This window comes from Thioalbus denitrificans, from assembly GCF_003337735.1.
GTDB classification, from domain to species: domain Bacteria; phylum Pseudomonadota; class Gammaproteobacteria; order DSM-26407; family DSM-26407; genus Thioalbus; species Thioalbus denitrificans.
Window position 1 is genome coordinate 66328 of record NZ_QPJY01000010.1, and the last position, 20444, is coordinate 86771.

Genomic DNA, 20444 nt, shown 5'->3' on the forward strand with positions numbered 1-20444 from the left:
CCTACCATGGAGCGTCGGATCCGGCACTGGTCCGAAGTCGGGATCCTGGCGCTGGCCTATTTCGCGAGCGCCCGCATCGGCCTGGAACTGGCCACCGTCAACGCCACCGTGGCCCTCGTCTGGCCGGCCAGCGGCATCGCTTTGGCCGCCCTGCTGCTGGGCGGCCCCGGACTGTGGCCCGGGATCCTCATCGGCCTGCTCGCCGCCCACCTCAGCCTCGGCACCCCGCCGGCCTTCACCCTGTTCGCCATCGCGGGCAACACCCTGGAAGCCGTGCTCGGCGCCTGGCTGCTGCGGCGCCAGGGCTTCGACCCCGCCCTGGCCCGGCTGCGCGACGTGGTCCTGCTGACGCTCTTCGGGGCCCTCGCCGCCAGCGCCGTGAGCGCCACCCTCGGCAGCCTGGGGCTGCTGGCCGCCGGCATGATAGCGACCCCGGCACTGCCCGGAGCCTGGCTGGCGTGGTGGCTGGGCAATGCCACCGGGGTGCTGCTGCTGGCCCCGCTGCTGCTCACCTGGGGCCCGCCCCGCACTTGGCGCCGCCCGCTCCGCCCGACGGAGGGCGTGCTGCTGGTGCTCACTTTGCTGCTGGCCTCCCGGCTGGTGTTCGGCCACTGGCTGACCGTGGAGGATGCGCGCTACCCCCTCGGCTTCCTCCCCTTCCCCCTCCTGGTCTGGGCCGCGCTGCGGTTCGGCCCCGGGGGGACGGCGCTGGCCAACCTCATCCTGGTGGGGACCGCCATCTGGGAGACGGCCATCGGCCAGGGGCCGTTCGTGAGCGCCGCCGGCGAGGATCGCCTGTTCCTGGCCTGGACCTACCTCGCCGCCTGGATCCTGACCGGGCTGTCCCTGGCCGCGCTGCTGACGGAGCGGCAGCAGGCCCGGCAGCAGGCGGAGGAAAACCAGGCACTGCTCGAGCGACGCGTGAGCGAACGCACCGCCGAACTGGCCGGGACGACCGAGCGGTTGCTGCGGGAGATGGAGGAGCGCACCGGCGCCGAGCGGCAGGCGGATTTTTTCCGTGAACTGCTGGATCACTCCAGCGACAGCATCTTCATTATCGACCCCGACAGCGCCCGGGTCATCGATGCCAACCGCAGTGCCTGGGAAACCCGCGGCTACAGCCGTGCCGAACTGCTCGCGCTCTCGATCCCCGATCTGTCGCTGACCACGCCCGACCAGGATGCCTGGCAGGAGCTGTTGCGACGCCTGCGTCAACAGCAACACCTGACCCTCGAAGGGCAACACCGGACCCGGCGCGACCTGGTGTTCCCGGTGGAGCTGACCGTGGAGCTGATCCGGCGGAATGGCATGGAATACGTCGTCAGCATCGCCCGTGACATCAGCGGGCGGAAACAGGCCGAAACGGAGCTGCGCCTGGCGGCGAGCGTGTTCCGCGACAGCCACGAGGCAATCATGATCACCACCACCGCGGGCCGCATCCTCAAGGTCAACCAGGCCTTCACCGAGATCACCGGCTACACCGAGGCGGAGGCGGTGGGACAGACGCCGGCACTGCTGCACTCCGACCGCCATGACCCCGACTTCTACGAAAACCTGTGGAACACCCTGACCCACAACGGCCAGTGGCAGGGCGAGATCTGGAACCGGCGCCGCAGCGGCGAGCTGTTTCCCGCCTGGGAGAACATCAGCGCGGTCCGGGACGAGAGCGGCCGGCAGACCCGCTACGTCAGCATCTTCTCCGACCTCACCGAAAAGCACCTCTCCGAGCAACGCATCTACCGGCTCGCGCACTACGACGTGCTCACCGGGCTGCCCAACCGCGCCCTGTTCCAGGAACGGCTCGAGCAGGGTCTGCTCCACCACCGGCGCCAGCGGACCACCATGGCGCTGCTGTTCCTCGACCTCGACCGGTTCAAGCGGGTCAACGACTCCCTGGGCCACGCCGCGGGGGATCGCCTGCTGCAGATCGCCGCCGGGCGGCTGGCCGCCTGCGTGCGCGAGTCGGACACCGTCGCCCGGCTCGGCGGCGACGAGTTCACCATCATCCTGGAGGATATCGGGACACCGGAGGACGCCACCGGGGTGGCCCTCAAGATCCTGGCCGCCCTGGCCGAACCGGTCCCGGTGGCGGGGCATGATCTGTTCGTCACCACCAGTATCGGCATCGCCCTCTATCCCCGCGATGCCGGGGATGCCCATACCCTGCTGCGCCACGCCGACGCCGCCATGTACCTGGCCAAGGAGCGCGGGCGCAACAACTGGCAGATGTTCACCGATGCGATCAACGTGGCGGCGGCCGAACGCATGGCCCTGGAGAGCAGCCTGCGCCGGGCGCTGGAGGCCGGCGAGCTCGTCCTCGAGTACCAGCCCCAGGTGGAGCTCGGTGCCGGCCGGGTGGTGGCGGTGGAGGCGCTGGTGCGCTGGTCGAGCCCGCAGCGGGGCATCGTCGCGCCGTCCGAGTTCATCCCGGTGGCCGAGGAGAGCGGAATCATCGTCGATCTCGGCGCCTGGGTGCTGGACACCGCCTGCCGCCAGCTCCACGAGTGGAAGACCGCCGGCCTCGGCCCGGTGCAGATGGCCATCAACCTCTCCGGACGCCAGTTCCGGGACCCGCAGCTGCCCGAGCGGGTGGCCCGGGCGCTCGAGCGGCACGCCATCCCGCCGGGGTGCCTGGAGCTGGAGATTGCGGAGTCCTGCGTGATGACCGACGCCGGGGAGAGCATCGAACGGCTCACCCGGCTCAAGGCGATGGGCCTGCACATGACCGTCGACAACTTCGGCATCGCCTACTCCTCGCTCAACCACCTCAAGCGGCTGCCCATCGACAAGCTGAAGATCGATCGCTCATTCATCCGCGATCTGCCCGAGGACGCCGATGCCGCGGCCATCGCCGCCACCATCATCGCCATGGGCCGCAGCCTCGACCTGACGGTGGTGGCCGAGGGCGTGGAGAGCGAGGAGCAGCTGGCGTTCCTGCGCACCCGGGGCTGTACCCAGATCCAGGGCCACTACTTCTGCCCGCCCCTGCCGGCCCGCGGCTGCACCCACTTCCTCGCCACCCGGCCGCGGCTGGCGCTCGACTGAGCATGCGGGCAGCGGACCCGGAACGCCGCCCGCCATGGCATCATGAACGGTCTGCGAACGGGAAGAGGAGACACGGCCATGGAGGTGCGGGAACTGCTCAGGGAGGATGCGGCGGCGTTCAACGCCATGGTCAACAGCGTCTGCCGGGAGCGGCGCTTCCTCATCCGCCTGGAGGGTTTCAGCCTCGCGGAGACCGCGGGTTTCATCGAGCGGCTGCTCGACGGCGCGTGGCCCCACGTGGTGCTGGAGGAGTCCGGCCGGCTGGCGGGCTGGTGCGTGGTGATGCCGCGGGAGCCGGAGGGTTTCCGCCACGCCGGCCTGCTGGGCATGGGTCTGCTCCCGCCCTGGCGCGGCCGGGGCCTGGGTTGCCGGCTGCTGGACGAGTGCCTGGAGCGGGCCTGGGCGAGCGGCCTGGAGCGGGTGGAGCTGGAGGTCTATGCCGCCAACACCCCCGCCGTGCGGCTCTACGAGCGGGCGGGCTTCGTCCGCGAGGGCCGCAAGCGGCGCGCCCGCAAGCTCGACGGCGCCTACGAGGACATCCTGCTGATGGCCCGCTTCGCCGGAACGGAGACCGGATCTGTCGGGTGACGTGAGTGCGTGAATGCGTGAATGCGTGAATGCGTGAATGCGTGAATGCGTGAATGCGTACAATGTTGCCTTTTCCCATCACCCATCACCCATCACCCATCACCCATCACCGTGAGCGCCTGAAGGCGCCGGCGTCTTCAGTCTTGGTCATGGACGGTGGGAACCGCCCGCAACGGGAGGGAGCGGCACCGGAATCAGGCCGCCGGCGGCACGGCGCCCCGGCGCTCGGCGATGAGACGGTACTCCTCGGGCCGGCGGTGCAGTTCGAAGTTGAAGATATGCTCCTTGATTTCGCGGGTGCGGTCGAGGTCGCACTCGGCGGTGATGAGCTCGTCGCCGAGCGTGGAGCTCATGGCCACGATCTCGCCGGTGGGGGCGATGATGCAGCTCTGACCGAGCAGGTCGCAGCCCTCCTCCCGCCCCGCCTTGGCCACGGCCACCACCCAGGTGCCGTTCTGGTAGGCGCCGGCCTGCATGCACAGGTGGTTGTGAAAGCCCTGCAGGTGATCGTGCCCGGGCACCGGCGGATAGTGCATGGGCGTGTTGTAACCGAGCAGCAGCATCTCCATCCCCTTCAGCGCCAGCACCCGGTAGGTCTCGGGCCAGCGCCGGTCGTTGCACAGCGCCATGCCGAACACCCCGCCGAATGCCTGCCAGGTCCCGAAGCCGAGATCGCCCGGCTCGAAGTAGCGCTTCTCCAGGTGCTGGAAGGCCCGCCAAGGCTCGTTCTCCGCATGGCCCGGCAGGTGGATCTTGCGGTACCGGCCCACCACCTCGCCGCGCCCGTCCACCAGGATGGAGGTGTTGAAACGCCGCACCCGGCCCCCCTCCTCCACCCGCTCGGCATAGCCTAGGTAGAAGCCGATGCCGAGCTCCCGGGCCACGGCGAACAACGGCTCGGTCTCCGGACCCGGCATGGCGGTCTCGAAGAAGGCGTCGATCTCGGCCTGCGATTCCATGTACCAGCGCGGGAAGAAGGTGGTCAGCGCCAGCTCGGGAAAGACCACCAGGTCGCAGCCGCGTGTCCGGGCCCGGCGCATCAGCGCCAGCAGCCGCTCCACCACCCGGGCGCGGGATTCATTGCGGGCGATGGGGCCCAGCTGCGCCGCCCCCACGGTCACGATTCGGGACATGTGCATACCTCGGTCAGAAGGACTGGGACGGGAGCCCGGCCAGCTCCAGGACCGTGTGCAGGAGGACATTGGCCCCCGCCTCCAGGTCCCCCGGCTCGGTGTGTTCCCGGATGTTGTGGCTGATGCCCCCGGCGCTGGGCACGAAGATCATCCCCGCCGGGCACATGCGCGCCAGGATCTGGGCATCATGACCCGCGCCGCTGGGCAGGCGCCGGACGCTGTGGCCCAGCGCCGCGGCGATGCGCTCCACCCGCGCCACCATCTCCGGGGCGAACGCCACCGGCTCGAACCGCGCCAGGGTGCGGCGGCCGACCCGCACTCCTTCCGCGGCCGCCAGCTCGTCGACGAAGGTGAACAGCCGTGCCTCGGCCTCGCGCAGCGTCTCCGCGTCGGTGTTGCGCAGATCCACGGTGAAGCGGGCATGGTTGGGAATCACGTTCACCAGGTTCGGGCCCAGCTCCAGGAAGCCCACCGTGGCCACCTGGTCACCCCCCAGCTCCAGCGCCAGCTCGCGGGCGAAGCGGATCACCGAACCGGCCAGGAAGCCCGCGTCGTGGCGCAGCCGGGTCGGGGTAGTGCCGGCGTGGTTGGAGGTGCCGGTGACAGTGAACTCGGTCCAGGAGATCCCCTGCACCCCCTCCACCGCGCCGATGGCCACCCCCTCCAGCTCCAGCACCGGGCCCTGCTCCACGTGCAGCTCCACGTAGGCGTGCACCGGGTTCACCGCCGCCCCCACCGGGGCGGCGCCGGCATAGCCGATGCGCTCCAGCTCCCCGCCAACGGTGGCCCCGTCGATGCCGCGGGTGGCGAGGGCCGCTTCCAGGGGCAGATCGCCCTGGAACACCAGGCTGCCCATCATGTCGGGGGCGAAGCGGGCCCCCTCCTCGTTGGTGAAGAAGGCCACCGCCAGCGGCCGGCGGGTGCGGATGCCCGCCGCGGCCAGGGTCTCCACCACCTCCAGCCCGGCCAGCACGCCCAGGTTGCCGTCGTAGAGACCCCCGGTGCGCACCGTGTCGATGTGCGAGCCCATCATCACCGGGGCCCCCGCCTCCGTGCCGGCCCGGGTTCCCACCACGTTGCCGATGGCGTCGATGCGCACCTCGAGGCCGAGCTCGCGCATCCAGCCGGTCACCAGGTCGCGCCCTTCCCGGTCGGCGTCGGTGAGCGCCAAACGGCAGACCCCGCCGCCCTCCAGCGCTCCCCGCCGGCCCAGCTCCCGCAACCGCGCCAGCAGCCGGGCGCCGTCGATGCGCAACCCGATGGCGCCCGGCGCCCGGCGCGCATCCCGGTTCATGCCGCCCTCCGTACCGCCGCGGCGCTGCGCCCCACGATGCGGGCGTAGAGCTCGGGGTCGGTGTCGCCCTCGCTGCCGAACAGCAGCACCCGGCTGCCGGGGCCAAGCCCCAGGGCCGCCGCCAGTTCCGGGCGCGCCAGGGCGAGCAGCGTGCCGGCCAGGCCGGCCACCGCCGATTCCCCGGCCACCACCGGCGCATCGCCGCCCACGCCGTCGGCCAGCAGGCGCATGCACTCCTCCGCCGCGCCGTCCGGCACGGTGAGGAAATCGTCGGCGCCCTCGTCCAGCACCTCCCAGGCCAGCAGCGACACCTCGCCGCAGGCGAGCCCCGCCATGATGGTGTCCAGCCCGCCGTGCACCACGGTCGGCTCGCCGGCGCGGGCGCTTTCGAACAGGCAGGCGGCCTGGTCCGGTTCCACCACCACCAGCCATGGGCGCTGCCCGCCGGTGCGCAGCCAGAAGTGGGCGCAGACCGCCGCGGCCAGCCCGCCGACCCCGCCCTGGATGAAGATGTGGGTGGGCGGCTCGTCGGCGGGCAGCTGCCGCAGCGCCTCCTCCACCATCACCGTGTAGCCCTGCATCACGTCGCGGGGCACCTCGGTGTAGCCCGGGTAGGAGGTGTCGGAGACCACGAACCGACCCTCCGCCTCGGCGTCGCGGGCGGCCTGGCGCACGGCGTCGTCGTAGGTGCCGGCCACCCGGATCACCTCCGCGCCGTAGCGGGCAATGGCGTCCCGGCGCGCCTCGCTCACGGTGGCGTGGATGTAGATGATGCAGCGGCAGCCGAACTGCTGCGCGCCCCAGGCCACGGAGCGGCCGTGGTTGCCGTCGGTGGCGCAGGTGACGGTGATCTCCGCCACCGCCTCGCGGTGGCGGCCGGCCAGCAGGTCGGCGGCGGTGACGCCCGCGTGACCGTGGCGCGACAGCTCGCCGGTGAGCAGGCGCAGCACCGCGTAGGCGCCGCCCAGTGCCTTGAAGCTGCCGAGGCCGAAGCGGCCCGACTCGTCCTTGTACCAGAGCCGTCCGACGCCGGCCGCGGCGGCCAGGCCGTCCAGCCTCCGCAGGGGTGTGGGGGCATAGCCGGGCCAGGACGTTATCTCGCGCCAGGCGTCAGAGAACGCCTCCGCGTTGAGCACCGCAAGCTGGCGCGGGCCGATGGGCGCGCCGGGACGGGCGTGGGCGTTGGCCACATGCGCCACCGGCCAGGATTCGGAAATCAGTGCCATGACGGGATGTACCTGCACGGTTGTGGAACCCGCGGCGGCGGGGTCGGCCGCCGCGGGTCCCGATTGTTCAACGGGTCGCTTCGATGGCGGCGAGGAAGGCGTCGAGCATCTCCTCGCCCTCAGCGCCGAAGCGCTCCACGATCACCTTGCGCACGGCCGGCTGGGCCGCCTCGCGGAAGGCTTCGCGCTCGGCGGCGGTGGGGGTGTAGACCTCCATGCGCTGGGCCAGGTGCGGCAGGCCCCGGTCGGAGGCCTCGATCACCCGCGCCATGCCGCGCCCGGCGACGATGGCCGAGCGGGCCGCGTAGCGCACCACTGCCTGCTCCTCCGGGGTGAGGCCGTCGAAGAATTCCCGGTTGATGACCCAGACGTAGGGGGCGAACAGGTGCTGGGTCAGGGTCAGGTACTTCTGCACCTCGTCGAACTTGGCGAACGAGACGATGGGCACCGGGTTCATCTGGCCGTCCGCCACCCCGGTCTGCAGGGCGGTGTAGACCTCCGACCAGGCGATGGCCGCGGGCTGACCGCCCAGGGAGGAGACCAGGGTCTTGTGGGTGTCGAGCCCCATGGTGCGGATCTTCAGCCCGTCGAGATCGGCCGGCGAGTGGATGACCCGCTTGGAGTTGGTGAAGGCGAAGAAGCCGCCCGAGTCGCCGAAGCCGAGCACCTCCAGCCCGGTCCTGGCCTTGATGTCACCGGCCAGCCGGTCGCCGAAGGGGCCGTCGAAGACCGCGTAGGTGCTGCTAATGTTGGGGAAGGCGAAGGGCATGTCGAGCACGCCGATCATCGGGTAGGCGGAGGCGAAGCCGCCCACCGAGTGGATGCCCGACTGCACCACCCCGGCCTTGATCTGCTGCAGCACCTCGGCGTCCTTGCCCAGCTGGCCGTTGGGGAAGGTCTGCACGGTGACCTCGCCGTTGGTCCCCGCCTCCACCAGGCTCTTGAACACCGTGGCCATGGCGCCGGTGGGATTATCGAAGGGGTCGTCGTTGTTCAGGTGGTGGAGCTTGATCACCTTGGCGGCGAAGGCCGGGGCGGCTCCGAGGGTGGTGGCCAGGACGGCGGCGACGGCGGTGGCGGCAACTCTCTTCAGCAGTCTTGTTTTCATGGGTCGGAACTCTCCTTGGTGACGGGTCAGAACCCGAGCAGGCGTGGCACGTACAGCGTCAGATCGCCCCAGTAGGCGACCAGGAACAGCACCCCGACCTCCACCAGGATGAAGGGCCAGAGGGCGGCGCTGATGCGCTCGATGCTCTCCCCGGTAACCGAGGAGAGCACGAACAGGCAGGCCCCCACCGGCGGGGTCATCAGGGAGATGTTGAGGGCCAGGATGATCATGATGCCGGCATGGACCGGGTCCATGCCGATGGTGACGGTCAGGGGCGCGAGCACCGGCGCCAGGATGATGAGCGCGGCGTTGATGTCCATGAACAGCCCCACCAGCAGCAGCAGGCCGAGGATCAGGGCGATGATCACCTGTGGGTCATGGGACAGGGCCAGGAAGGCCGCGGCGATGGCCTGGGGAATCTGGTTGAAGGTCATCCACCAGCCGAGGATGGAGGCCGAGGCGATGACCAGGAACACCACGCCGGTGATGCGCGCGGTGCGCACCAGCATCTCCCCCAGGTCCTGCAGGCTGATGCTGCGGTAGATACCCGCCCCCACGACGAGGGCGTAGAGCACCGCGATGGCGGCCGCCTCGGTGGGAGTGACCACCCCGCCCAGAATACCGCCGAGGATGATCAGCGGCATCAGGATCGCCAGCAGGCTGGAGCGGAAGCTGCGCAGGATGAGGCGCAGGCTCGGCCCGCCCTCGCCCTTGGGCAGACGCAGGCGCCGGCCGAGGGCCGCGATGACCGCCATGCACAGCAGCGCCACCAGCAGGCCCGGGATGATGCCGGCGGCGAACAGCCCGGCGATGGAAACCCCCATCAGGGAGCCGTAGATGACCATCAGGTTGGAGGGCGGGATAGTGGGACCGATGATGGAGCCCGCCGCCGTCACCGCACAGGCGAAGGGTCGGCTGTAGCCCTTTCGCACCATGGCCGGCACCAGGGTGTTGCCGAAGGCGGCGGCGTCGGAGACCGCCGCGCCGGTCATGCCGGCGAACAGCACCGAGGCCACCATGTTGGAGTGGGCCAGGCCACCGCGCAGGTAGCCCACCAGGGCCTCGGCGAACCCGATGAGGCGCTCGGTGATGCCGGAGCGGTTCATGATCTCGCCGGCAAGGATGAAGAAGGGCATGGCCATGAAAGTGAACAGATCGAGCCCCTCGAAGAAGCGCTTGGGGGCCATGGCCATGAAGTTCCAGCCGCCCAGCTGCAGCAGGCCGGTCACCCCGGCCACGCCCAGCACGTAGCCGATGGGCATGCCCAGCAGCAGCAGGCCGAAGAAGACGATGGCGACGGTGATCATGCGGCGCCCTCCAGCTCCCGGCCGGGGGGAATGCCGGGACCGGCCACCAGGTCTCGGGCCAGCACCGCCAGGATCTGCACCGCCGTGAGGGTCGCGGCCACCGGCACCGCGGCGAAGGGCAGCAGCATGGTCATGCCGAAGATGTTGGCGTACTGGTGGGCGCCCGTGACGGCCATCCCCACGCCGAACACCGCCATGAAGACGAAGAACGCCAGCCCCACCCCGTCCACCGCGAAGCGCAGCACCCGGCGCACCGTCGCCGGCAGGCGCAGGAACAGGAACTCCACCCCGATGTGCTCGCGCCGCTGGGCACCGGCGGAGATGGCCAGCAGCGCCGCCCAGATCATCACGTAGCGGGCCAGCTCCTCGCTCCAGGTCTCGCCCAGATGCAGGACGTAGCGGGACAGCACCCCGAACCAGACGATCAGCACCATGGCCGCCAGCAGGAGCGCGCAGACCCGCTCCACCCAGCGGTTGAGGTGCACGCTGAAGGCCACGAAGCGGCCCAGCGCATGCTGCAGGTTGGTGCGGTCGGCTTCCATGGACCCTCCAGCGGGCGGCGTGTGGAGCGAACGTTCCACCGAGAATGAAACAAGATTTTCATTCTGTCAATATATGATACGATTGTTTCAACGATTGGCAAACCGGTGCCGACGTGTTCTCTTAAGGGAGCGTGGCCATGCAAGAGAGCGGGGAGATGACGGACAAAGAGGGCCCGGACCTGGAGAGCCGGATCCGGGAGCATTACGAGACGCTGCCGCCGGCGGAGCGGCGTCTCGGCGACCTGCTGCTGGACTTTCCCGGCGACATCGCCACCTACTCGGCCACCGAGCTGGCGCGCATGGCGGGCACCTCCAAGGCGGCCGCGACGCGGCTGTTCCGGCGCCTCGGCTACAGCGACTTCAATGCCGTCCGGCGCCAGGTGCGCGCGGCCCGGCGCTGGGGCTCTCCGGTCTACCTCACCGGCACCGACACCCTGCGCTCCCGCAGCCGCACCATCGCCGAGCACCTGGAGCGGGAATCGGCCAACCTCAGCCGCACCCTGGAGAGCCTGCGCCCGGACACGGTGCGCACGGCGGTCCGCGCCCTGGCCCGCGCCCCGCGGATATTCGTGGCCGGGTTCCGCAACAGCCACTTCCTGGCCAACTATCTCTACCGCCAGCTGACCCTGATGCGGCCCGGCGTCCGGCTGGTGCCCTCGGCCGGGCAGACCCTGGGCGAGGACCTGGTGGACCTCGCCCAGGGCGACGTGGTGGTGGTGGTGGCCCTGCGCCGGCGCGTCACCGCGGTGCAGAAACTGGTGGAGGCGAGCCGGGCGCGGGGGGCGCAAGTCCTGCTCATCACCGATCCCTCCGCCACCCGCTGCACCCGGCTCGCCGACTGGACCCTCACCTGCGAGGTGCGCAGCATCTCGCCCTTCGACTCCTACGCCGCCGCCATCAGCGTCCTCAACCTGCTCTGCGCGGTGCTGTTCCAGCGCGAGCTGAAGAACGGCTACCAGCGCCTGCGGGAGATCGAGACCTGGCACGACGCGCTGGAAGAGCTGGAGACCTACGACCGCTTCCCCTTCGAGCAGGAAACCGGCGCCGGGGAGGAGTGACCCGTTCACCGCACACCGGGGCTGTCACCGTCCCCTCATCCCAACCATCCGCAACCGCCCATGTCCGACACCCCGCTGCCCCTCGGCAAGCTGCCCCCCGCACTGCTCGCCCGACTGCTCGCCCGCACCCCCGCCGACGACCCCCGCATCCTGGTGGGACCGGGCGTGGGGCTGGACTGCGCGGTGGTGGAGATGGGCGATCGGCTGCTGGTGTGCAAGTCCGACCCGGTCACCTTCGTCACCGACGCCCTCGGCCACTACCTGGTGCAGGTGAACGCCAACGATCTCGCCACCACCGGCGCCGAACCGCGCTGGCTGCTGGTCACCCTGCTGCTGCCGGAGGGCCGCGCCGCACCGGCGCAGGCGGAGTCAATCATGGCGCAGGTGGGAGAGGCCTGCCGGGCGCTGGGGGTGAGCGTGGTGGGCGGTCACACGGAGGTGACCCGCGGACTGGATCACCCGGTGGCGGCGGGCACCCTGCTGGGGGAGGTGGCGCGGGAGCGGCTGGTCACCCCCCGCGGCGCCCGCCCTGGCGATCGGCTGCTGCTCACCAAGGGGGTGCCCATCGAGGGCGTCTCCATCCTCGCCCGGGAATTCGCCGGGCGGCTGGCGGAGGCGCTGGAGCCGGCGGAGCTGGCCGCGGCACGGGACTTCCTCCACAGCCCGGGCATCAGCGTCGTGCGCGACGCCCGCACGGCCCTGGCGGCGGGCACCGTCACCGCCATGCACGACCCCACCGAGGGCGGCGTGCGCGCGGCCCTCTGGGAGCTGGCCGAGGCCAGCGGCCGGCGGCTGCGGGTGGATCCGGCGGCCATCCCGGTGCCGGCGCTGGCCGGGCGCATCTGCGCCGCCCTCGGCCTCGACCCGCTGGCCACCATCGCCTCGGGCGCGTTGCTGCTCACCACCCCGGCGGGGGACGCCGCCGCCATCCGCGCGGCCCTGGCGGCGGCGGACATTCCCTGCGCCGAGATCGGTACCGTGGAGGCGGGTCCGCCGGAGGTGGTGGCCCAGGGTCCGGAAGGAATCGCCCCCTGGCCCGCCCCGCCCCGGGACGAGATCGCCCGGCTGTTCGAGGGCTGATCACGGCCCGTACACCTGCCGCACCGGCTACTGGAAACCGGAAACCGGAAACCGGTGACAGGCGCCTCAAAGAAACACGAACGGCAGCTCCCGCCGCGCCCCGTAGCCCGGTGCGGCCAGCCGCGCCGCCTCCGCCTCCCGCCGGGCCGCCCGCAGGGGCGCCTCGATGCGCCGGTCGGCGACGCGGTAGCGCGGCTCCAGGTCGATGTCCGCCAGCCCGGGACAGGGCGCGGCGAACACCTCCCGGTAGAGCCCGGTCATCATGCCATGGCGGCTCGCCATGAGCAGGTTGGTGGCCCCCTTGATGGACGCCACGTCCTCCTCGCCGTGCACCAGCAGGCTGGTGACCAGCATCACCGCCACGGCGTGCAGCACGTCGCCCTCCACGTGGGCGATGAAGACCGAGAGGTGCTCGCGGGTCAGCGGCACCTGAGCGCGCCAGGCCCAGCGCACCATCCCCCGCAGCAGCAGGCTGAAGAACTCCGGCACCCCCCATTCCATGCCCAACCCCACCGAGGCCAGGGCCTCGAGGCGGGTGAAGGCGGGATCGCCCGCCACCAGCCGCTGGGTGAGGACATTGTCGGCCACCTCCGGGAGCAGTGGCACGTCCTGCGCCGCGAAGGGCACCCCGAGGCCGTCGAACAGGCGCCGGTAGAGGGCCATGTGGGTGACCGAGTCGAGCACTCCGCGCAGGTCGGCGAAGTCCTCGGGGTGGGCGCTGCTCACCCCGTACTCGTCGGCCAGCAGCTGGGCCAGCACCGTCTGCACCAGCTCCGAGACCCGCTCGTTGAGCACGCCGTAGGGCAGCGGCATGAGGCCGTGGAACCGCCCCAGCGCCAAGGCCACGCACTGGCGGGTGTTCTTCACCTGGTTGAAGTAGTGCAGGGCGAAGCGCAGGAACTCGTCGCGGCTGAACGCCCCCTCGGCGAAGCGCAGGAAGAAGGGGTGGCGCCAGACCGGGTGCTCCATGACGTGGGCGTGCAGCTCCCGGAACAGTTCATGGAGCCGCGCGCCGTCGAACAGCAGCGCCCGGGGAAAGGCGCTGCCCGGATCGGCCGCGGCCACGGAGCGCAGCCCCTCGAGCAGGCCGCGCAGGGGGTTGCCCGGCGCATCGAGCTGGCCGATGATGCGGGCGAAGTCGGCCGCCTGGCCGGTCTTGAACCGCTCCAGCAGCGCCAGGGGCTCCAGCTCGGGCAGGTCGGGGAAGGGATGCACGCCGGGCAGCAGGCGCAGGGCGCCGTCGGGCTGCTGTTCCAGCAGGTCGGTGAGCCGGTGGGGAAGAGAGCGGTTCGCGGACTGGGTCATGCTAGTCTTGTGGGCTGGCCCTGGAGGCAATTCAGCAAATCCTTATGTTACTGTCGGCAGCCGGCGAACAAAACGCCACCGATTGCGCGGCCATTCCCCGCCCGCGCCCCGGGAACTAGGAGGACGAGATGAACATCGCGCTGCTGGGCACCGGCCTCATGGGCCAGCCGCTGGGCGCCCGCCTGCTGGCCGCCGGTCACAGCCTGTGGGCCTGGAACCGCACTCCCGGCCGCGCCGCCGGGCTGGTGGAGCTCGGGGCGGGCCTGGCCCGGGACCCGGTGGAGGCCCTGCGCCACGCCGAGGCGGTGGTGCTGATGCTGGCCGACGCGGCGGCCATCGGGACCACCCTGCTCACCGCCGCCGCCCGGACGGAGCTGCGGGACCGGCTGGTGGTGCAGATGGGCACCATCGCCCCCGCCGAGAGCCGCGCCATCGGGGCGGTGGTGGAGGAGGCCGGCGGCACCTACCTGGAGGCGCCGGTGCTGGGCAGCATTCCCGAGGCCCGCGACGGCACGCTCCTGGTCATGGCGGGCGGCTCGCCCGCGGCGCTGGAGCGCGCCGCTCCGCTGCTGCGCTGCTTCGGCGCCGATCCGATCCACGTGGGCCCGGTGGGCCAGGCCGCGGCGCTGAAGCTGGCCCTGAACCAGCTCATCGGCGCGCTCACCTCCGGCTTCGCCCTGAGCCTGGGGCTGGTGCAGCGCGAAGGCGTCCCGGTGGAGACCTTCATGACGGTGCTGCGCCAGAGCGCCCTCTACGCCCCCACCTTCGACAAGAAACTGGAGCGGATGCTCGGCGACGACTACGCCAACCCCAACTTCCCGGTGAAGCACCTGCTCAAGGACCTGCGCCTGTTCGCCGCGGCGGCCCGGGCACAGGGCCTCGACCCGGCCCTGGCGGAACTGGTGGGCGGGGTGCTGGAACGGGCGCAGGCGGAGGGGCTGGGGGATCAGGACTACTCGGCCCTGTTCTACGCCCTGCGCGGCCCGCGGCCGGGAACCTGAGCCGGCGCCGCCGGTCTCAACCACACTGCCGGAGAGCCGGCGCGGAACCGCCCGGGACATTCACTTCACTTTACGGATATCCATGGAACGCTTCATCGAAAACACGCTCTACGCCAGCCGCTGGCTGCTGGCCCCCATCTACCTGGGACTGAGCCTGGCGCTGCTGGCGCTCGGCATCAAGTTCTTCCAGGAGCTCGTCCACCTCCTGCCCCACGTCTTCGACACGCCGGAGACGGACCTGGTGCTCACCGTGCTGGCGCTCATCGACATGACCCTGGTGGGCAGCCTGCTGGTGATGGTGATGTTCAGCGGCTACGAGAATTTCGTCTCGCGCCTGGATCTCGAGGAGAGCAGCCACAAGCTCGAGTGGCTGGGCAAGCTCGACGCCGGCAGCCTGAAGCTGAAGGTGGCCGCCTCCATCGTGGCCATCTCCTCCATCCACCTGCTGCGCGCCTTCATGAACGCCCAGCACATCCCCAACGACAAGCTGCTCTGGTATGTCATCATCCACCTCACCTTCGTGGCCTCGGCGGTGTTCATGGGCCTGCTGGACAGGATGACGAAGCATTGAGCGATGGGTGATGGGTGATGGGTGATGGGTGATGGGTGATGGGTGATGGGTGATGGGTGATGGGTGATGGGTGATGGGTATGATGATGTCTTTTCTCATCACGCATCACTCATCACCGTGAATGCGTGAAGGCGTGAAGGCGTGAAGGCGTGAATGCGTGAATGCGTAGGGCCGGATTCATCCGGCCGGGCAGGGCGCAACGCTCATCACCAATGCGTAGGGCCGGATTCATCCGGCCGGGCAGGGCGCAACGCTCATCACCATGCGTGCGACGACAGGAGAGAGCCCATGAAGACCAGCCTGCTGCTGGTGGCGCACGGCAGCCGCCGCGCCGCCTCCAACGACGAGGTGCGCCGACTCACCGAGGCCCTGGCCGAGCGGGCCGGCGAGCGTTACCACGGGGTCAGCTGCGCCTTCCTGGAGCTGGCCGAGCCCTCCATCCCGGACGGCGTGCGCGCCTGCCTCGACGCCGGCGCCGGGGAGGTGGTGGTCCTGCCCTTCTTCCTCTCCGCCGGCCGCCACGTGGCCGAGGACATCCCCGGCGAGGTGGAGAAGGTGCGCGCGGAGCGGCCCGAGGCCCGCATCCGCATCGCCCCCTACCTGGGCGCCGCCGACGCTATCCCGGCCCTGCTGCTGGAGCTGGCCGGGCACTAGTGCGGGCGGCGGCACGGGCCCCGGGCGGCCATCCGCCGCCAGCCTGATATACTCCGGGGAACCGGGCCGTTCCGTGCCCGCTTTCCGGGAGCGTCCATGTCCTCCGAAGAACCTCTCATCGCCGTTTTCGTCGACTACGAGAACCTCGCCATCGGCGTGCGCGACATGAACAGCGGCGAGTTCCAGATCGAGCTGGTGCTCAAGCGTCTGCTGGAGAAGGGCCGCATCGTCTTCAAGCGCGCCTACTGCGACTGGAGCCACTACCGCTCGGCGGTACGGGAATTCCATCTGCAGGGCATCGAGCTCATCGACATCCCCCAGAGCAAGGTGAGCGGCAAGAACAGCGCCGACATCCGCATGGTGGTGGACGCCATCGATCTCTGCTATGCCAAGCAGCACATCGACATGTTCGCCCTGCTCTCCGGCGACAGCGACTTCTCCCCCCTGGTCTCCAAGCTCAAGGAGAACGACAAGCGGGTGCTCGGCTGCGGCGTGAAGAGCTCCACCTCGGATCTGCTCATCAGCAACTGCGACGAGTTCATCTACTACGACGACCTGATCCGCGAGACCCAGAAGCCGAAACCGAGCCAGCGCCGCAAGCGCGGCTCCAAGGCGCCTCCCGCCGACGCCAAGCAGCAGGAGTCCCTGGACCGGCTGATGGAGATCATCCACTCCCTCGAGCGCGACTACGATCCCCTCTGGGGCTCGCTGGTGAAGCAGACCATCCGCCGCGTCTACCCCGGCTTCAACGAGTCCTACTACGGCTACCGCAGCTTCGCCGAGCTGCTGAAGGCGGCCCAGGCCGAGGGGCTCATCGAGCTGGAGTACGACGAACAGCGCGGCAACTACGAGGTCCGCACCAAGGGGGACTGAGCGCCCGTGAACAGCGCCCTCCCGCCGCCCGGCGACATCGAGAGCGGTCCCGAAGCGGGAACCTTCCGGCTCACCGGCGCCTGGACCACCGCCCACCTGGAGCGGCTGCGGCTGCGGCTGGACCGCAGCCCGTGGCCGGCCGCCGGCATGGTCCGGCTGCAGGCCGGGGCGCTGGACGCCCTGGACACGGGCGGGGCCTGGCTGCTGCAGGGCCTGCTGGGAGAGCTGCGGGGCCGCGGCCTGGAGCCCCGGCTCGACGGCCTGCGCGGGGAGTTCTCCGCGCTGCTGGAGCTGGTACGGGAGCGGCTCGGCGAAGCGGCCCCCGCCGCCCCGCCGCCCCGCGAGGGGACATTGGCCTGGCTCGGCCGCGAGGCCTGGCGCCGGGCCGAGGAGGGCCTGGCCCTGCTCGCCTTCTTCGGCGAGACGGTGGTGGCGCTGGGCCGCAACCTCCGCCACCCGGGCCGCATCCGCCGCCACGCCCTGCTGGAGAACCTGCAGAGCGCCGGGGTCAACGCCCTGCCCATCCTCGCGCTGCTCTCCTTCCTCATCGGTGTGGTCATCGCCTACCAGGGCGGGGTGCAGCTGAAGACCTACGGGGCCAATATCTTCATCGTGGAGCTGGTCACCATCACCATGCTGCGCGAGCTGGCCCCGCTGATGGCGGCCATCATCGTGGCCGGGCGCACCGGTTCCGCCTTCACCGCGCAGATCGGCACCATGCAGGTGACCGAGGAGATCGACGCCCTGCGCACCATCGGCATCGCCCCCATGGACCTGCTGGTGCTGCCCAAGCTGTTCGGGCTGGTGCTGGCGCTGCCCCTGCTCACGGTCTTCGCCGACACCTTCGGCGTCCTGGGCGGCATGACCATGGCCGCCCTGATGCTGGACGTGAGCTTCGGCGACTTCCTCGACCGCATCCCCCAGGCGGTGTCGGCCACCTCGTTCCTGATCGGCGTGGGCAAGGCGCCCGTGTTCGCCGCCATCATCGCCCTGGTGGGCTGCTACCAGGGGTTCCGGGTCAGCGGCGGGGCCGACAGCGTGGGCCGCCAGACCACCAAGAGCGTGGTGCAGTCCATCTTCCTGGTGATCATCGCCGATGCCGTCTTCTCCATCCTCTACAGCTGGCTGGGGATCTGAGCATGGCCGCGGACACCGTCATCGAGGTCGAGGGGCTGCGCACCTGCTTCGGCGAGACCTGCATCCACGACGGGGTGAACCTCTCGGTACGGCGTGGTGAAGTACTGGGAATCGTGGGCGGCAGCGGCACCGGCAAGTCGGTCCTGCTGCGGGAGATCATCATGCTGCACGAACCCACCGCCGGCACCATCCGCCTGTTCGGAGAGGAGACCGGGGACCTCGACGAGGCCGCCGCCGATCGCCTGCGCCGGCGCATGGGGGTGATGTTCCAGCAGGGGGCCCTGTTCAGCTCGCTCACGGTGCTGGAGAACGTGATGGTCCCGCTCCGGGAGCAGCTGCGGCTGCCGCCGGCACTGATGGAGTCGGTGGCCGCGCTCAAGATCGCCCTCGCCGGACTGCCCGCCGACGCCGGCCCGAAGTTCCCCCGCCAGCTCTCCGGTGGCATGCTCAAGCGGGCCGCGGTGGCGCGGGCGCTGGCCCTGGACCCGGAACTGCTGTTCCTGGACGAGCCCAGCGCGGGGCTGGATCCGGTTTCCGCCAACGCCCTGGACGAGCTCATCCTGCAGCTGCGCGACTCCCTGGGGCTGACGGTGGTGATGGTGACCCACGATCTCGACTCCCTGTGGCGGGTCTCCGACCGGGTCGCCTTCCTGGGGGAGAAAAAGGTCATCGGACTGGGTAGCATGGAGGCACTGAGCCGCTCTGAGCATCCGCTCATCAGCACCTACTTCCAGGGACCGCGGGGCCGGGCAGCCAAGGAGCACGCATGGGCGGGAAGGTAAACTACACGCTGGTGGGGCTGTTCGTCCTGCTGCTCGGCACCGGGTTCATCGCCACGGTGCTGTGGCTCACCGCGCGCACCGGCGCGGCGGAGTACGACACCTACGTCGCCTACTTCTCCGAGTCGGTCTCCGGCCTCAACCCCAAGGCGTCGGTCAAGTACCGCGGCGTGGAGGTGGGGCGCGTGGACCGGATCGCGCTGGACCGGGACAACCCCGAGCGGGTGCAGCTGCTGCTGGCGATCGAGCGGGGCACCCCGGTGAAGGAGGACACGGTGGCGATCCTCTCCACCCAGGGCATCACCGGGCTCGCCTATGTGGAGCTCACCGGCGGCAGCCGCGAGGCCCCCATGCTGGCCGCCGCCCCGGGGGCGCCCTGGCCCGAGATCAAGACCGGCCCCTCGCTGCTGGTGCGCCTGGACACGGCGGTGACCACGGCGCTGACCCAGCTCAGCGAGGTGGCCCAGAGCTTCGACCAGATCAGCGAACGGCTGCTGGCCCTGCTGGATGCCGACAACCAGCGCGCCATCGCCGGCACGCTGGCCAACGTGGAGTCCATCACCGGCGGCCTCGCCGGGCGCATGGACGAGCTCGGCCGCGGCCTGGAGGAGCTGAAGGTGGTGCTGGAGAATACCGCCAGGGCCAGTGCCGGGCTGCCCGAGGTCATGCGCCAGGCCCAGGCCGGCATCGAGACGGTCAAGGCCAGCGCGGCGAGCATCGACCGCCTCGCCCGCGACCTCGACGGGGTGGTGGTGGAGGGCGGTGCGGAGATGAACCGGCTCACCCGGGAGACCCTCGCCCCGCTCGGCCCCCTGCTGGCCGAGCTGCAACGCCTGGTGGGCGCCCTCAACCGCTTCACCCAGGACCTGGAAGACAAACCCAACCTGCTGCTGCTCGGCCGTCCCGCCCCGGCGCCCGGGCCCGGGGAGTGATCGCCATGCACCCTGTCCGTTGGCTGCTGCTTGCCCCGTTCCTCATCCTGCTGCCGGGCGGGTGCGCCAACTTCCCCGGCCAGAGCGCGGGGAAGCCGATGCAGACCTACATGCTGGCGCCCGCGCCGGCCGTCCCCGCAGCGTCGCCGACGACTGCGACGGGCCCGGTGCTGCTGGTCTCCACGCCCCAGGCCGAGGCCGGCTACGACAGCCGGCGGATGGCGTACACCGAGCGGCCGTTCGAACTGCGCTACTTCGCCAGCAATTCCTGGGCGGACGACCCGGCACGGATGCTGGAGCCCCTGCTGGTGCGGCGGCTCGAGGCCCTGGGCAGGTACCGCGCGGTCATCACGCCGGGCGCCGGCGCCGATGCCGGGCTGCGCCTGGACACCTGGCTCGAGGCACTGGTGCAGGAGTTCCAGGCCACACCGGCACAGGTGAGAATCGTGCTGCGGGTGCAGCTGACGGATCTGGCCGGCCGGCGGATACTGGCCAGCGAGCGTATCGAGACGACGGCGCCCACGCCCAGCGCGGATCCCTACGGCGGGGTCATCGCCGCCAACCGGGCGCTGGAGCAGGCGCTCGACCGGGTGGCCGATATCTGCGCGGGGGCGACCGGAGAGTAAGGCCTGGAAAAGATTCGACGCCAGGACGCGAAGGCGCGAAGGACGCCGGGGAGCAACAAGGCCATATCGCGGGCAGACTGAACCGGAGTGGCCGCAGACCACGGGTCCGGGTCAGGGGATTTCCCGGCGTCTCTCGGCGGTGAAAAACAGGCGCATCGAGGCGGCGGGAGCGGGGCGCTCCCGCC

At 70.7% G+C, this 20444-nt stretch carries 19 protein-coding genes; 12 read left to right on the plus strand and 7 right to left on the minus strand.

The features are described 5' to 3' along the window. Nucleotides 1-6: 6 nt before the first annotated feature. Both DFQ59_RS16225 and DFQ59_RS16230 read left to right on the plus strand, forming a co-directional pair. Entirely contained in the window at nucleotides 7-3045 is a 3039-nt protein-coding gene (locus tag DFQ59_RS16225; protein ID WP_114280771.1) for a bifunctional diguanylate cyclase/phosphodiesterase, read from the plus strand. A 78-nt stretch (nucleotides 3046-3123) separates the two neighbouring features. Further along, entirely contained in the window at nucleotides 3124-3633 is a 510-nt protein-coding gene (locus DFQ59_RS16230) for a GNAT family N-acetyltransferase (protein ID WP_170142199.1), read from the plus strand. A 194-nt stretch (nucleotides 3634-3827) separates the two neighbouring features. On the opposite strand, the gene DFQ59_RS16235 is transcribed toward DFQ59_RS16230, so the two are convergent. The 6 genes from DFQ59_RS16235 to DFQ59_RS16260 all read right to left on the minus strand — a co-directional run bounded on the left by DFQ59_RS16235 (nucleotide 3828) and on the right by DFQ59_RS16260 (nucleotide 10243). Then, nucleotides 3828-4766: an N-carbamoyl-D-amino-acid hydrolase gene (locus DFQ59_RS16235; protein ID WP_114280773.1), complete on the minus strand. Its 939-nt coding sequence runs from the start codon at nucleotides 4764-4766 to the stop codon at nucleotides 3828-3830. 13 nt (nucleotides 4767-4779) lie between these two features. Beyond that, on the minus strand, nucleotides 4780-6060 hold the full coding sequence (locus DFQ59_RS16240) for a Zn-dependent hydrolase (protein WP_114280774.1): 1281 nt from the start codon (nucleotides 6058-6060) through the stop codon (nucleotides 4780-4782). Then, nucleotides 6057-7286 carry a diaminopropionate ammonia-lyase gene (locus DFQ59_RS16245; protein ID WP_114280775.1) on the minus strand — a complete coding sequence of 410 codons (1230 nt, stop codon included), beginning with the start codon at nucleotides 7284-7286 and terminating at the stop codon, nucleotides 6057-6059. Before DFQ59_RS16245 ends, DFQ59_RS16240 begins: the two co-directional genes overlap by 4 nt. Nucleotides 7287-7353: 67 nt before the next feature. Then, on the minus strand, nucleotides 7354-8394 hold the full coding sequence (locus DFQ59_RS16250; RefSeq protein WP_114280776.1) for a TRAP transporter substrate-binding protein: 1041 nt from the start codon (nucleotides 8392-8394) through the stop codon (nucleotides 7354-7356). 26 nt (nucleotides 8395-8420) lie between these two features. After that, nucleotides 8421-9701 carry a TRAP transporter large permease gene (locus DFQ59_RS16255; RefSeq protein WP_211314977.1) on the minus strand — a complete coding sequence of 427 codons (1281 nt, stop codon included), beginning with the start codon at nucleotides 9699-9701 and terminating at the stop codon, nucleotides 8421-8423. Continuing rightward, on the minus strand, nucleotides 9698-10243 hold the full coding sequence (locus tag DFQ59_RS16260) for a TRAP transporter small permease (RefSeq protein WP_114280777.1): 546 nt from the start codon (nucleotides 10241-10243) through the stop codon (nucleotides 9698-9700). The genes DFQ59_RS16255 and DFQ59_RS16260 overlap by 4 nt, the downstream gene beginning before the upstream one ends. Before the next feature lie 155 nt (nucleotides 10244-10398). On the opposite strand from DFQ59_RS16260, the gene DFQ59_RS16265 reads away from it, so the two are divergent. Together DFQ59_RS16265 and DFQ59_RS16270 are read left to right on the plus strand one after the other, a co-directional pair. Continuing rightward, a complete protein-coding gene (locus DFQ59_RS16265) occupies nucleotides 10399-11301 on the plus strand; it encodes a MurR/RpiR family transcriptional regulator (protein ID WP_170142200.1) in 903 nt (300 codons plus the stop codon). Between the two features lie 60 nt (nucleotides 11302-11361). Continuing rightward, a complete protein-coding gene (locus tag DFQ59_RS16270; RefSeq protein WP_114280779.1) occupies nucleotides 11362-12381 on the plus strand; it encodes an AIR synthase family protein in 1020 nt (339 codons plus the stop codon). Between the two features lie 66 nt (nucleotides 12382-12447). Here DFQ59_RS16270 and DFQ59_RS16275 read toward each other — a convergent pair whose 3' ends face one another. Beyond that, complete coding sequence (locus tag DFQ59_RS16275; protein ID WP_114280780.1) at nucleotides 12448-13686, minus strand: hypothetical protein; 1239 nt, start codon at nucleotides 13684-13686, stop codon at nucleotides 12448-12450. Between the two features lie 128 nt (nucleotides 13687-13814). Here DFQ59_RS16275 and DFQ59_RS16280 point away from each other — a divergent pair, with 128 nt between their 5' ends. The 8 genes from DFQ59_RS16280 (at nucleotide 13815) to DFQ59_RS16315 (ending at nucleotide 20259) form a co-directional block, all read left to right on the plus strand. Then, nucleotides 13815-14687, plus strand: coding sequence for an NAD(P)-dependent oxidoreductase (locus DFQ59_RS16280; RefSeq protein ID WP_114280781.1), 873 nt, complete (start codon nucleotides 13815-13817; stop codon nucleotides 14685-14687). Nucleotides 14688-14769: 82 nt separating this feature from the next. Then, a complete protein-coding gene (locus DFQ59_RS16285; RefSeq protein WP_114280782.1) occupies nucleotides 14770-15258 on the plus strand; it encodes a TIGR00645 family protein in 489 nt (162 codons plus the stop codon). A gap of 288 nt (nucleotides 15259-15546) precedes the next feature. Continuing rightward, nucleotides 15547-15912 carry a sirohydrochlorin chelatase gene (locus DFQ59_RS16290; protein ID WP_114280783.1) on the plus strand — a complete coding sequence of 122 codons (366 nt, stop codon included), beginning with the start codon at nucleotides 15547-15549 and terminating at the stop codon, nucleotides 15910-15912. Nucleotides 15913-16008: 96 nt separating this feature from the next. After that, nucleotides 16009-16785, plus strand: coding sequence for an NYN domain-containing protein (locus DFQ59_RS16295; RefSeq protein ID WP_114280784.1), 777 nt, complete (start codon nucleotides 16009-16011; stop codon nucleotides 16783-16785). Nucleotides 16786-16791: 6 nt separating this feature from the next. Next, nucleotides 16792-17922, plus strand: a complete 1131-nt coding sequence (locus tag DFQ59_RS16300; protein WP_245937296.1) for an MlaE family ABC transporter permease — start codon at nucleotides 16792-16794, stop codon at nucleotides 17920-17922. Nucleotides 17923-17924: 2 nt separating this feature from the next. Beyond that, nucleotides 17925-18704, plus strand: a complete 780-nt coding sequence (locus DFQ59_RS16305) for an ABC transporter ATP-binding protein (RefSeq protein WP_114280785.1) — start codon at nucleotides 17925-17927, stop codon at nucleotides 18702-18704. Then, nucleotides 18689-19633, plus strand: coding sequence for an MlaD family protein (locus tag DFQ59_RS16310; protein ID WP_114280786.1), 945 nt, complete (start codon nucleotides 18689-18691; stop codon nucleotides 19631-19633). Before DFQ59_RS16305 ends, DFQ59_RS16310 begins: the two co-directional genes overlap by 16 nt. Before the next feature lie 5 nt (nucleotides 19634-19638). Continuing rightward, nucleotides 19639-20259 carry an ABC-type transport auxiliary lipoprotein family protein gene (locus tag DFQ59_RS16315; RefSeq protein WP_114280787.1) on the plus strand — a complete coding sequence of 207 codons (621 nt, stop codon included), beginning with the start codon at nucleotides 19639-19641 and terminating at the stop codon, nucleotides 20257-20259. Nucleotides 20260-20444: the final 185 nt, after the last annotated feature.